This is a genomic window from Pseudoalteromonas prydzensis (assembly GCF_011050055.1).
In the GTDB taxonomy this organism is placed as follows: Bacteria; Pseudomonadota; Gammaproteobacteria; order Enterobacterales; family Alteromonadaceae; genus Pseudoalteromonas; species Pseudoalteromonas prydzensis_A.
The window spans coordinates 84,255-96,385 of the sequence record NZ_DRGM01000211.1 but is presented as its reverse complement, the minus strand read 5'-3'; the positions used below and the strand labels follow the sequence as shown (position 1 = coordinate 96,385).

14 protein-coding genes are annotated in these 12,131 nt (G+C 41.3%); 6 read left to right on the top strand and 8 right to left on the bottom strand.

Annotated features, from left to right (window positions below):
• Positions 1 to 651: 651 nt before the first annotated feature.
• Positions 652 to 2,304, top strand: a complete 1,653-nt coding sequence (drt4, locus tag ENH88_RS22470) for an antiviral reverse transcriptase Drt4 (RefSeq protein WP_304185769.1) — start codon at positions 652 to 654, stop codon at positions 2,302 to 2,304.
• 52 nt (positions 2,305 to 2,356) lie between these two features.
• Here drt4 and ENH88_RS22465 read toward each other — a convergent pair whose 3' ends face one another.
• The 3 genes from ENH88_RS22465 to ENH88_RS22455 are packed head-to-tail and all read right to left on the bottom strand — an operon-like array spanning position 2,357 to position 4,184.
• Positions 2,357 to 2,983 (bottom strand): hypothetical protein, encoded by a 627-nt coding sequence (locus ENH88_RS22465; RefSeq protein ID WP_304185768.1) that lies wholly within the window; start codon positions 2,981 to 2,983, stop codon positions 2,357 to 2,359.
• The gene (locus ENH88_RS22460) at positions 2,976 to 3,521 is read right to left on the bottom strand and encodes an RNA polymerase sigma factor (protein WP_304185767.1); all 546 of its coding nucleotides are present in this window, start codon (positions 3,519 to 3,521) and stop codon (positions 2,976 to 2,978) included. The genes ENH88_RS22465 and ENH88_RS22460 overlap by 8 nt, the downstream gene beginning before the upstream one ends.
• 24 nt (positions 3,522 to 3,545) lie before the next feature.
• Positions 3,546 to 4,184 (bottom strand): energy transducer TonB, encoded by a 639-nt coding sequence (locus ENH88_RS22455; protein ID WP_304185766.1) that lies wholly within the window; start codon positions 4,182 to 4,184, stop codon positions 3,546 to 3,548.
• Positions 4,185 to 4,336: 152 nt separating this feature from the next.
• Here ENH88_RS22455 and ENH88_RS22450 point away from each other — a divergent pair, with 152 nt between their 5' ends.
• The 5 genes from ENH88_RS22450 (at position 4,337) to ENH88_RS22430 (ending at position 7,352) form a co-directional block, all read left to right on the top strand.
• Positions 4,337 to 4,843: a DUF3087 domain-containing protein gene (locus ENH88_RS22450; RefSeq protein ID WP_304185765.1), complete on the top strand. Its 507-nt coding sequence runs from the start codon at positions 4,337 to 4,339 to the stop codon at positions 4,841 to 4,843.
• An 85-nt stretch (positions 4,844 to 4,928) separates the two neighbouring features.
• The gene (locus ENH88_RS22445; protein WP_304185764.1) at positions 4,929 to 5,144 is read left to right on the top strand and encodes a TIGR02450 family Trp-rich protein; all 216 of its coding nucleotides are present in this window, start codon (positions 4,929 to 4,931) and stop codon (positions 5,142 to 5,144) included.
• 49 nt (positions 5,145 to 5,193) lie between these two features.
• A complete protein-coding gene (locus ENH88_RS22440; protein ID WP_304185763.1) occupies positions 5,194 to 5,652 on the top strand; it encodes a low molecular weight protein-tyrosine-phosphatase in 459 nt (152 codons plus the stop codon).
• A gap of 268 nt (positions 5,653 to 5,920) precedes the next feature.
• Positions 5,921 to 6,910: an endonuclease/exonuclease/phosphatase family protein gene (locus ENH88_RS22435; RefSeq protein WP_304185771.1), complete on the top strand. Its 990-nt coding sequence runs from the start codon at positions 5,921 to 5,923 to the stop codon at positions 6,908 to 6,910.
• Between the two features lie 37 nt (positions 6,911 to 6,947).
• Positions 6,948 to 7,352, top strand: a complete 405-nt coding sequence (locus ENH88_RS22430) for a hypothetical protein (protein WP_304185761.1) — start codon at positions 6,948 to 6,950, stop codon at positions 7,350 to 7,352.
• A gap of 74 nt (positions 7,353 to 7,426) precedes the next feature.
• Here ENH88_RS22430 and ENH88_RS22425 read toward each other — a convergent pair whose 3' ends face one another.
• The 5 genes from ENH88_RS22425 to ENH88_RS22405 form a co-directional block, all read right to left on the bottom strand.
• Positions 7,427 to 8,014, bottom strand: a complete 588-nt coding sequence (locus ENH88_RS22425; protein WP_304185760.1) for a rhomboid family intramembrane serine protease — start codon at positions 8,012 to 8,014, stop codon at positions 7,427 to 7,429.
• A 105-nt stretch (positions 8,015 to 8,119) separates the two neighbouring features.
• Positions 8,120 to 8,803: a type 1 glutamine amidotransferase domain-containing protein gene (locus tag ENH88_RS22420; protein WP_304185758.1), complete on the bottom strand. Its 684-nt coding sequence runs from the start codon at positions 8,801 to 8,803 to the stop codon at positions 8,120 to 8,122.
• A gap of 203 nt (positions 8,804 to 9,006) precedes the next feature.
• Positions 9,007 to 9,741, bottom strand: coding sequence for a dienelactone hydrolase family protein (locus tag ENH88_RS22415; RefSeq protein WP_304185757.1), 735 nt, complete (start codon positions 9,739 to 9,741; stop codon positions 9,007 to 9,009).
• A gap of 71 nt (positions 9,742 to 9,812) precedes the next feature.
• Positions 9,813 to 11,138 (bottom strand): glycerophosphodiester phosphodiesterase family protein, encoded by a 1,326-nt coding sequence (locus ENH88_RS22410; protein ID WP_304185756.1) that lies wholly within the window; start codon positions 11,136 to 11,138, stop codon positions 9,813 to 9,815.
• A 69-nt stretch (positions 11,139 to 11,207) separates the two neighbouring features.
• Positions 11,208 to 12,053 carry a carboxylate/amino acid/amine transporter gene (locus ENH88_RS22405; protein WP_304185755.1) on the bottom strand — a complete coding sequence of 282 codons (846 nt, stop codon included), beginning with the start codon at positions 12,051 to 12,053 and terminating at the stop codon, positions 11,208 to 11,210.
• Between the last annotated feature and the right edge of the window lie 78 nt (positions 12,054 to 12,131).

Here is a 12,131-nt window from a genome sequence, read left to right as displayed (position 1 = left end):
CGAACATCATCACATTGAGATAATGCTTTTTCAACCGCTTGGACTTTAAATTCTTGTGTAAATCGACGTCTCATTTTTATCTGCCTCTATTAAAAGTTAGAGGCGACAACTATCCTGACACAGGGGGTAAATCCGCGACCTACATTAAAAACCTTATTCAAGGTTTTGTCGCGCTGGCGACGGCAGCCAAAGAGGGGCTGCCGCTGGTCCCTCTCTGGGCTCTCTGTAGGAGATGGCTTCAGCCGCGATATTTTCCACCCGAGCATCACGCTTAATCCTTCAAATAATCAATTGATATGAACGTAAACGGCGAAGATAGGCCATCCATGGCCTAGTTTCGCCTTATAGCGCATTGCCTACATGGATGTAGGTACTTAGGATTTGTCGGGAACAAAATCCTGCCATGCGCGATATTACTCATCAATTACTTATATTTTCAGGGCGTGATGACGGAGGAAGGGCGTTAAACGTGAGATTGGAATTTGGTCTTGGCATTATGCAAGAGCAGGTTTCGCGTATTTTCGAAAATGCGACTAGCAAAGGAAAATGTAAGATAAATACACCTATAATCTCATACTGCATTTACTTTTTGCTTCTACTGGAGCTGGTTTCAAGTAAACTAAATTTATTGAAATCTATAAAGGACTATTCATGAGTCAGATATTCGGCGATACAAACGGCCAAAGAGCATTATATGAAGCTTTAACCCGTTATAATTACTTTCCAAATCAAAGAACAAATATAGGTGAATTACCGCCAAGCATTGATACTAGGCAATTTACGCCAGAAGTTGCGGAAGCCATTGCTGCACTTGAAGAAAGTCCTGAGAGGAAAAGCTCTGGTTATGATTTAGTTGAGTTTAAAGCAACAAGATACAACAATGTACCTAGGGTTCTCGCTCTAGCTCATCCAAGAGGATATTCATCATTAGTTAAGTGTATACACGACAACTGGGAATTACTAAAAAGCATTACTGAAAATGAAAATAGCATTATAAAGCCAGAGTTTCATCATAAAGAAAAACGGCTTGTTGTAATGAATTATGAAAGCCCATTCGCTAAAATAAGTCGCTCAAACAGCTCTTCTTTTGCAAAACGGTTTCGAGTTCATACTGACATAGCTAACTGTTTTAATAGTATTTATTCACATGCTATAGCATGGGCAGCTGTTGGCGTTAAAGAGGCAAAGGAAAAACAGAAAAAGCATAAAGAATGGTTCAATCGTTTAGATAAATATCAACGAATGACAAAAAGAAATGAAACACAAGGAATACCTATAGGGTCTGCTACTTCAAGTATTGTGAGCGAACTCATTTTGGGGAAAATAGATGAAACCTTAAGAATAAAAGGTTATGAATTTCATCGCTATATTGATGATTATACTTGCTATTGTTTTACAAGCGAAGAAGCACAAAGTTTTATTCAAGATTTATCCCAATCACTAGCTATTTATAAGCTAACATTAAATTTAAAGAAAACATCTGTAATAGAATTACCTGCACCGATAGAGGATGATTGGGTATTAGAACTTAAAAGTGCTTTACCAAGCCGTTTATCAAATGGCAGTGAAGATGAGCTAAAAATCTCAATTGAAGAAGCGCATACATTTTTAAATAGAGCCATAGGTATAAATAATGGAACTCCAGATGGCAGTGTATTGAAGTATGCAACAACATTGATCATTGATTATCTGGGCGATTCTGCATCTATTGATTTATTAGAGTCACTTATTAACCTCTCTTGGTATTATCCTGTTTTACTTCCGCTATTCGATAAACTCTTAGATAAATCTGGAATAAATGCAGGCGTATTTGAAAAGCAACTAAATGAAATTATAAAAGAAAATGCAGAAAAGCTACGATCTGATGGTATGGCTTGGCCTTTGCATACTATGCTTAATCATAATGTACTTCTTAAGAGCGAAAATGCTAGAAAAATAATTGATAGCGGAGATTGCGTTGCAATTACATTGTTACTAGAAATGTATGATTTCAATGATGCTATAGTTGAGTTTGCAAATAAAATTCTTGAGAGCGGGGATTTCTACGAAAAAGATAATCATTGGTTGTTACTTTATCAGTTGTATTTGAAAGATCTTATAGATGAGCCTTATGGAGACAAAGTTTTTGAATGTTTAAAAAAGTACAACATCAATTTTATACCTAGAAATACGAAAACTAAAGCTGAAACAAAGTGTGAAATGATCCAAAGTGACATTGAAGAGGGCGCACTTAAAGCGGTATTCTCTGTGATCGAAGGGTTGCAAAATAAAGATGAACCTAATCAGGGATCATCTACATTTTAGTTGTAAAAAAATACATTTTTTATTAGACCGAGATTTAAAACTTGATTACCACTCAGGTTTTGCACTGCCTCACCCCATCCCCTGCATGTTTGAGTGCGATGATCTGGCCTTGGCTGTTGTGGGCCATGGCGAGCATGTCGCCTTTTACAATATCACTCGCGACGGCGTGTTTGGTTTTTAAGCTATTCAATAATGAGTCTTTTATTTGAATGAGTACTTCGCTGTGGCAGCTGGCTATGTACCAGTCGTTATCCACTTTGACTAATTGCCCATATTCAATATAGCGCTGTTGATGTAGGCGTAAGTCGGCGGCGAGTTTGTCGTCGAGTTGTTGTTTTTGGCGGGTTACCTCACTTGTATAACTGCCAGCATTATCTACTTGGTGCACTTCTATAAAATGGTAATTGCCTTGCTGTACGGCAAAGGTGTTGTTAAGTGTGTGTTGTCGCTCTGTGGTGTTATCTGTGTTGTTAAAAATGGTAAAGCCCAGTACCACTAAAGCGCAGGCGAGGCCGGTCATTTGCAGGGGTAATAAAAAGCGGGTTGGTTTTTTATTAGGCTTTTCACTGGGCATTTGCGTTAACATTGCCTGTTGTTCAGGCGTGAGTGTGTGGCGCTTTTTACGTTCACTAAAGTGCTGGTTAAGTTGTTGTTCAAACTGCTCGTTATGCTTACTCATAGTGGGCTCCTAATAGTGTTTTTAAGTTTTGTTTTGCATAACGTAGCCGCGTTTTTACGGTTTCATGATTGCTTTGGGTGATCTGCTGTATGTCTTCAAGCGAAAAGCCTTCTTGCTGTAAGCTGAGGGCTTCGCGTTGTACAAAGCTTAGCTGCATTAAAGCGTGGTTAAAGGCGTCGTAATCAAAGCTTTGCTGTGTGTTAGGCGCTGCAATTGCAGTATCGTCTTCTAATTCTACAAAACGCTGCTGTTTACGAAACTCATCGATTAACGCATTGCGCGCTAGGCGGAACAACCAGGCTTTTGGGTTGTTCTGCTCTTGGTAATAATGGCGTTTTTCCATCACTTTTAACCAGGTTTGTTGGCTTATATCAAAGGCGAGTTGCTCATTACTTTGCGTGACTAAGTAATGGTACAAATCGTTGCCAAACAAGGTGACGAGTTTAGTTAAGTGGCGGTTGTCGCCAGTTTTTGCGTAGTCAGCCAAGTAATCGTTACTGGGCTGACTAATAAACCATGATTTTAAGCTTGTAAGCATAGGCACCCTTCCGTTAATGAGCTTTTATTGCGTTTGGTCTAACTTAAAATCAAGTTGTACACTTTGCCCCGTTTGCATTTGTGCTACGCCATCAATCACTTTGGGGCGGTATTTCCAGCGTTTTATTGCCCGTAGCGCTTCACGGTCGAATATGCGTTTTGGTTCTGCGTCAGTAACTTGGGCATCAATTACTTCACCAGTTTGAGATACATTAAAGCTTAATTGTACCCAGCCTTCAATGCCTTCTCGTGCGGCAATCGGCGGATATTTAGGGTTTATGCGAACAATAGGGGTCGCATCCCCCGTTGGGCGCTGTAAGTTAGTTTGTATATCGCCACCTATTTTATCAATGCTGATGTCAGGCGTTATTGCGGTTGTTACTATATTGGTATCAGTGCTTGGCGGGGTACGCGGCGGTACTTTAGGCGGCGTTTGCATTTTCGGTGGCGGCGGTAGCGTTTGCTTTTTTTGCACTTTAGAATCTTCTGGTGCTTGGAATATTTCTACAACGATGTTGTCACCATTAAAGCTTGGCGCGCGTTGCTCACCGTTTATCAAATACTGCATAAATGCAAATGCAGCAAAGGTCATGGCGGCACCACCAACAATGGCCGTTGATGTTTTTAAAGCATGATTAGTGGGTGGTAAATCTATTGTTTGCATAAGCAAATCCTCTGTCATTTATGATGTATTTATCACTAAAACGTGCGGTAAATTAAAAAGGGGTGAAATATTTTTAAAAAGTTTCGTGTTTGCTTATGGGCTGTGGTTACAATGGCGGCTGTGAATTTTGGTTTTTATTTTCTTAGGCAGTTATGCAACTTATTCAAATTGATAAAGCTCGTTATCGTAAGCATTTAAACCGCGTTATTATCGGCTGTGGTTTAGCATTAGCGGTTGGCAGTTTAGCTATTTCGCAAACCTTAATTGCGTTGTTCCCTGATGAAAGTGGCAGTCATTTTCATTGGAATTTACTGGGTGTAATCGTCACCAGTATCACAATCGGCTGGGCGCTGAATAAATACCGCGGTCACGATTATATGACCGAAGTGGTATACGTATGGGAATTAAAACAAGCGCTTAATAAAATCACCCGGAAAATGGCTAAGCTAAAAGCCGCAGGGCGTGAGGGCGACCCGCAAGCATTACTGGCGATCCATTACAGTTATGCCGGTTCGCGACTGTTATGGCAGCTAGACGATAACACCATCACCATGGATGAACTGGCTGTTAAACAAGCTGAGCTGGATACTGTGGCGGCGCAGTTTAATGTCACGCTTAATACTGATGATTACGATGACTCAATTTTAAAACAGTATTAATATGCTTATCTAATTTAAACTTGATCAGTGTTATAAACGTACACTATATGCAATTAACTATTGAAAAAGGTTTATAGCACTGAGCATGAATAAAATAACCCCAAAAAAACTCCTGCATAGTAAATGGACGGCCGTTTCACCCGTCAATAAAGAAAAACATTTTATAATCACCGATATGGAGTTTGATGAAGAGGGTATTGTTATCAGCTGTATCATTGAAGCGGTGATGTCTAAGCGTCAAGTTGCAATTAATTGGCAGGATTTAAAAGATCAGCAACGTTGGTTGCAAGGCTGGCAATAACGAGCGTTTTCAGTAAAGCTAGTGCCATGAGGCGAACTAGGACTTAACAATGAAAAAAATATTGGTGGTGTGTTTAGGTAATATTTGTCGTTCACCAACGGCTGAAGCTGTGCTTCGTGCTAAAGCATTACAACAAGGCGTTACCCTTGCAGTTGATTCAGCGGGAACTGCGGCTTATCACTGTGGCAATCCACCGGATAAACGCTCGCAAGCCGTGGCTTTAAAACGTAGTTACAGTTTTAAAGGGATCCATGCTCGCCAAGTGCAGCAACATGATTTTGAATATTTTGACTTGATTTTAGCGGCTGATAAGCAAAATTTGGCAGACTTAATGGCACAATGTCCTGCGCATTTGCAGTACAAACTAGCGCTGTTTTTAAGTTATGGTTCATCTACAATTGATGAAATTCCCGATCCTTATTATGGCGGTGAGCAAGGTTTTGAGCAGGTACTCGATTTAATTGAAGATGCGTGTGATGCAATAATAAAAAACCTGAACTTAGATTAGTGTGTTTGAAATCTGTTGTATTGCAGTGAATGAGCAACGCTAGTTTTGACATACAATGGTAAACTTCGGCTGTTTTAATTTGGATGAAAAATGACTAGATTGGCGTAATTGTTAATTACGTCATTATTTTCGATTTGACTAATCAGGTAGGATTTTTGTTATCAGCAATCGCGCACCACACCAGCAATCACAATTAACCGCAAATACCACTACAGCGATTGAGCCTGTAGTAATAGCAAATAGCCAATTAAAAATAGCCACTTTTAACCTGTTTAATTACCTTGAGCCGCCTAATGCGTTTTATGAGTTTGAGCGTATTTATAGCGCAGAGCAATGGGCTAAAAAGCAGCGCTGGATTGTTGATTACCTCACTGAATATCAACCGGATGTGATTGGCTTTCAAGAAGTATTTAGCGTTGAATCACTAAAAACGCTGTTACATAAAGCGGGTTATCACTACTTTGCTGTGGTTGATGAGCCGCAAGTGATTGACGAGTTTATTTATAAACGTCCTGTGGTGGCGATTGCTGCTCGCTTTGCAATCAATGAGATTGCGGCAGTCGAGCACGATAATGACGTTGCGCAAACAATTGGCCTCAGTGCTGACTTTACTTTTAGCCGCAAAGTGCTCAGGGCCACCATTGCTATGCCGCATATTGGCGATGTGGATTGTTATGTGGTGCATTTTAAATCTAAGCGGCCGATGCTTGAAGTTGAGCAAACCAGCCAGTTAGCCCCAGAGCAGCATATTATTGCCCACTTAACAGCAGATATTGCGGGTGGCTGGGGGTCTACTGTTCAACGTGGCAGCGAGGCAACGCTATTGATGCTGGAAATGATCAAACGCCGTGAGACCACGCAAAACCCTATGCTGCTAATGGGGGATTTTAATAATAATCTAATCGATGGCGTACTGAGTCACTTACTCACCGACTCACTGCGCTCTGTGTCTGCGTTCGATAGCAAAGCCCAGCTTGCACAATATTGTTTAAATGATGCGTGGCAGTTGTTTGTAAAATCACAAAAAACAACTGCAACAGAGTTTATACGTACACCAACACATTATTTTGGCGCCAGCAGCTCAGTACTTGATTATATTTTGTTATCCTGTGAGTTTGATACAGGCTACGACGACAGTTTTTATGAGGTGAGTGACTATCACACGTATGATCGCCACTTGATCAACCCAGAGTTTGAGCGTGACGACCAAAGCACCGATCATGGTGTGGTGATGATCACCTTAACGTTGCGCTGTTGAATCATCACATTTTTTGTTATTTGTTAGAGAAAAGTCTATGCGTTTAGTTTTGGTCATAATGGCATGTTTAATTTGTTTAGATAGCAAAGCCGAAAATATTGAGCCTTTTACCTCTGATGGATGCAGCTCATTTCCAGACGGTACTTTCACACAAAAACAATTATGGTTAGATTGTTGTACCGCCCATGATTATAGTTATTGGCAAGGCGGTACCTATGAACAAAGGCTATTTGCGGATAAACAACTACAAGAATGCGTGGCTAAAGTAGGCGAACCACAAATAGCACAACTGATGCTGGCAGGTGTGCGTGTGGGCGGCAGCCCCTATTTTCCAACAACATTTAGATGGGGCTATGGTTGGCCTTATCCGCGTGGATATAAAGCGCTAACCGAGGCTGAGAAAGCACAGATAGAAATGTTGAAAGTTGACGATGAGAATTGATACTTTATCTTCAACTCGCCAACTCGCCAACTCGCCAACTCGCCAACTCGCCAACTCGCCAACTCGCCAACTCGCTATAGCGTCACTTTCTTATCTTGTTTTGCTAAATAATAGCCAATAACAATGCCTGCCAGTGCGCCAAAAAAGTGGCTTTCAAACGACACATGCGGGCGCTGTGGCAGTACACCCCAAATTAAACCGCTATATAAAAATACCACCACCACACTGATGGCAATGGCTTTAAATGAGCGATGCATAATGCCATAGCAAATTAAAAATCCCCACAAACCATACAGCACGCCGCTTAAACCAACGTGAATATTGGCGCGGCCAAATAGCCAAACTAGTAAGCCACCAACGCTAGCGGTGAAAATAAATACCAGCCAAAAGCGTTTTACACTGTATTGGCATACTAGCCAGCCGAGTATCGCGAACGGGATTAAATTACTGAGCAAATGAGCCCAGCCGCCATGTAAAAATGGCGCGAAAAAAATACCGCTTAAACCACTTAAGCTGCGCGGATAAATACCTAAGCCATTTAGGTTTATGCCCGGTAAGCTATTAATTACTTGTAATAAGGTACACAGCAAAATAATGCCAATTATTGTAAAGCGTTTACTGGCCAGAGGAGGAATGCTTAAAGAACTTTTTTGATTTGCCATACATAAGCTTAAATTGAAAATGAGTTTGCCAGAGTATACCCATCTTGATGCTTAAATGAAAAGCCTTACCCAATGGGCAAGGCTTTGCTACACGCTAAATTGAGTTTAACCTAACTTAGTTAATAGTTTTTTAGCTGCAAGTTCAGAGCTGGCAGGGTTTTGACCGGTGATCAGTAAGCCGTCTTCTAAAGCCAGTACCCCCCAATCATCGGTTTTTTGATAATTGCCGCCTTTTTTAATGAGTTCGTCTTCAACTAATAATGGCACTATGTCAGTCAGTTGCACGGCGTCTTCTTCACTATTGCTAAAACCGGTTACTTTTTTACCAGCAACAAGTGCCGTGCCATCTGAGTTTTTCACATTTAAAAATACTGCGCTTGCATGGCAGACAGCCGCTACAGGCTTTTCTGTATTAATAAACTCTTCAATCAGTGCAATTGAATCAGTATTGTCCACTAAATCCCATAAAGGGCCGTGGCCGCCTGGGTAAAATACGCCGTCAAAATCGCTTGCATTTACCTCACTAAGTAACTTGGTGTTGGCCATCAATGTTTGCGCTGCACTGTCGTTGTCAAAGCGTTTAGTGGCGTCGGTTGCGGCATCAGGTGCGGTGCTATTTGGATCAATCGGTGGTTGCCCGCCTTGCACCGATGCCAGTGTGACCTCAGCTCCGGCATCAATAAATGCATAATAAGGGGCGGCAAATTCTTCTATCCAAAATCCCGTTTTATGACCCGTATCGCCAAGCTCTGCATGAGAGGTAAGTACTATAAGTATTTTTTTAGTCATAACTGTATTCCTTCTGATGAATTAAATTTTACTCTGCTAAATACTATATGTCCCAAGTTAGGTGTAAACAACGCCGATAAGTTCGACTTTTATTGATTTAAAAATTGATACAATTGAGCCGTTGCATTTAGGGGATGGCATGAAGGTATCGTTTGAGCAGCTAAAAAACATACCGTATTGACTATGCTCATCAACATATAACGTTATAAAGTACGGTTAAATAACGCCACAGCTTGCTGGTACATGGCAATGGCAAGGGCTGGATCGTAACGTTCGCCTTCATCGCGCATAAATGCATGTTGGGCGTTTACTTCTTGCCATTGATAGTTAATGCCAGTGGCAACCACTTGCTGATAAATTTTAGCGCGACCTTGTTGTGGTACATGCGGGTCTTGCTTACCCCAAATAAAGTGAATTTCACCTTGAATATCAGCCATCCGTTCAAATGAGTTATTACCGGCTTGTGCGGGGAGTGTATCGCTATGAATATCGGTGGCGTATAAACAAAATGCTGCTTTAATTGCTGGGTTTAACGCCGCGCGATAAGCTAAGTGACCACCGATGCACACACCCATAGCACCCACTGAGCCGGTGCAATAGGCTTGCGTTTGTGCAAAGTCGATTAATGCTTGGGTGTCGCTGTCGTGGGATTCAAGCGGCTTTGCCCATTTATCGGCATTGCCTTTGTCTTTCCCCGCGTCATCATAGGCCAGCACTGTACCAATCGGATTTAGCTCATGAAAAACTTCTGGCACTAACACCACAAAACCATGGCCCGCTAAAAGAGCGGCACTGCGTGCGATAGGCGCGGTTTGTTGGAAAATTTCAGAGTAAAAAATAATCGCGGGAAATTGCCCATCAACTTGTGGGCGGTAAACAGTGGTGCGCATAGTGCCTGTTGGGGTAGGCAAGTCAGCGTTATGGTGTTGGATGATCATAAAAGCGCTCAATTAAATAGTATATAAAATATATGGTAACTGAGCGCGATAAAATAAACACGTCCTAAAGTTTAAATACTTGTAGGCATTTTATTACAGCTAGCATAGTAACTTACGGTTGCTGGCCAATCGGAAAATATGCCCATTACACCAACCTCTTGTGCTAAAACATCAACCACAGTGAACATATCGCCATCATTATCTATAACATCACTAATAGACTGATAATAATAACCGCCACCTTCATTTAGAGGGCCAGAGCGTTCAAGGCTCCATGCAATAATATTAAGCCCCGCTGCTTTAGCATCTATGGCGTACTGCGAGGGCACTATATTGTTGTCGTTATCTATAGTCAGTAGCACCCAAATAGGGGGCGCTATAATTTTAACGCCATCAGTTGCGAGCTCTGCCATGCTTGGTTGCCATGTTGCTGCGTTATTAGGATCAAACCCTGCATTGCTGTCGCGACCATCTAAATAAACACTTTGTGCTGCAAATTCAGGATTAGTGTTAATCCAATATTCTACGTCGGCTAGGTTAAATGATTGCGGATAAACATGGTTTGCGGGCACCTCCATTTGTGTGTATTCATCCAGCATTTTTTGTGCATATTGTGCTTGGGTCATGCCATTAAAAGGCATGCTCACTTGAGGAGATTTAAGCTCAGGGGTCATTTTTACACCCAATTCTTTAAATAGTGCAATACTTTGTTTGTGAGTCATGAGTGTACCTGAGGTAGCGTATAAATCAGTGCGCCAACTCGGTGTACCCTGCATATAATCGCTAACATTCGTGGCATTGGTGTTCGCGCCATCCATTTTACCCTCAAGGGTTAAAAATTCAGCCAGACTAATATCGCTAGTGCAACATTTAGCTGTAGCAGGTGTACCACTGTTAGGATCCGCTGGCGTAAATGGTACGCTGCATTTAGCGGCAAGTTCTGGGATCGCTAAAATATTAGTGGTGGTATGTAAATCACATTGTGAATGGCGACATACCAGCTCTTTATCATTTGTAAACGTCACATCGCACTCAACAATGCCCGCGCCCATCCGAGCCGCTGCAATGTAAGATTCTTGAGTATGCTCAGGGTATTGCATCGGTGCACCGCGATGACCAATTGAAAAATCAGTACGATAAAAAGGGCCGTCTTTGCACGATTCTAATTTTGTTTTTAGAGCGCTGGTAGTCATATCGTCAATTAAGTAGTCAGGACGAGCACCGAGTTGAATATTTGTACCTTGCGCTACTTCAACAATAACCGGGGTAGGAACTTTAACAATTTCAACTTCAGTGTTGGTGACAACCACTTCTTTTTCGACTATTTCTGTATCGTCAGCGCAGCCAGTGAGTGTAATTAATAATAAACAACTAGCTAGTATAGGTGTGTGTTTCATTATTTGTCCTTAAAAATCAAAGTGGACGCTACCTTACTAATTATTAGTGACAGTTTCACTACAGAGTAATTAATTGGCTCTTTTCGTCATTATTTGGTTTACTACTAAGGCAAAAAGTATCACTCCCGCGCCAATACTTAATCTAAGTAGGTCTGCATCTCTATTCCAAATAAGCACATTAACAACAATGCCCGCAGGAATAAGCAAGTTGTTCATCACCGCCAGTGCGCCCACATTGACAATAGTTGCGCCTTTATTCCACATAAAATAGCCAATACCGGATGCCACAATTCCTAAATAAATTAGTATGCCCCATTGTGTTGACGTGCTTGGTAATTTGTTTGAATCACCAAATAAGACATAGCAGCTACTTGCAATAATGAGTGCGCCAATAAAAAACCAGCCAAATACGGTTTTATCATCAAGCTGCTTATCCAACATTAAGCGTTTATAGGTTACTTGCCCTGTAGCAAAACTAATATTCGCGCCTTGTACCAGTAATAATCCGACTAAGAAGTTGCTGTCTAAGTTTTCATAGCGAATAGTAATGGCACCTAAGACGGCAATAAATGCGACGATAAAAAACTGTGGGTTAAATTGTTTGTTAAATGCATCGTTTAATAACGTGATGTAAAGCGGGGTCATTACGGTAAATAGCAGTACTTCAGGCACACTTAAGAACAAAAATGAGTGGTAGTAAAAGCTATACATAATCCCGAGTTGTACTGCGCCTATCAGCATGAGTTTGCACGCAAGTGGGGGAGGTGTTCGTTTTAAAAACGGTAAAAATAGCAGTGTGGCGAGGGCTACGCGAATTAATACACTAAACCAAGCATCAACTTGACCCGCTAAATATACGCCAATTAAACTAAATGAAAACGCCCATAATAGAGTGACGGCAAATAAGTAGCCCATAGTGTTGCTTATTCCAAACTAAAAACGCGAGTGTATACTACAACGGGCATTAAAGGGAGTGGCTCAGTGAAGTAACCT

Bases quoted from the DNA above. Each gene is read 5' to 3' on its own strand.
- ENH88_RS22410 (WP_304185756.1), bottom strand. From the start codon at position 11,138: ATGAAACACACACCTATACTAGCTAGTTGTTTATTATTAATTACACTC.
- ENH88_RS22405 (WP_304185755.1), bottom strand. From the start codon at position 12,053: ATGGGCTACTTATTTGCCGTCACTCTATTATGGGCGTTTTCATTTAGT.
- drt4 (WP_304185769.1), top strand. From the start codon at position 652: ATGAGTCAGATATTCGGCGATACAAACGGCCAAAGAGCATTATATGAA.
- ENH88_RS22465 (WP_304185768.1), bottom strand. From the start codon at position 2,983: ATGAGTAAGCATAACGAGCAGTTTGAACAACAACTTAACCAGCACTTT.
- ENH88_RS22460 (WP_304185767.1), bottom strand. From the start codon at position 3,521: ATGCTTACAAGCTTAAAATCATGGTTTATTAGTCAGCCCAGTAACGAT.
- ENH88_RS22420 (WP_304185758.1), bottom strand. From the start codon at position 8,803: ATGACTAAAAAAATACTTATAGTACTTACCTCTCATGCAGAGCTTGGC.
- ENH88_RS22425 (WP_304185760.1), bottom strand. From the start codon at position 8,014: ATGGCAAATCAAAAAAGTTCTTTAAGCATTCCTCCTCTGGCCAGTAAA.
- ENH88_RS22440 (WP_304185763.1), top strand. From the start codon at position 5,194: ATGAAAAAAATATTGGTGGTGTGTTTAGGTAATATTTGTCGTTCACCA.
- ENH88_RS22415 (WP_304185757.1), bottom strand. From the start codon at position 9,741: ATGATCATCCAACACCATAACGCTGACTTGCCTACCCCAACAGGCACT.
- ENH88_RS22430 (WP_304185761.1), top strand. From the start codon at position 6,948: ATGCGTTTAGTTTTGGTCATAATGGCATGTTTAATTTGTTTAGATAGC.
- ENH88_RS22455 (WP_304185766.1), bottom strand. From the start codon at position 4,184: ATGCAAACAATAGATTTACCACCCACTAATCATGCTTTAAAAACATCA.
- ENH88_RS22445 (WP_304185764.1), top strand. From the start codon at position 4,929: ATGAATAAAATAACCCCAAAAAAACTCCTGCATAGTAAATGGACGGCC.
- ENH88_RS22450 (WP_304185765.1), top strand. From the start codon at position 4,337: ATGCAACTTATTCAAATTGATAAAGCTCGTTATCGTAAGCATTTAAAC.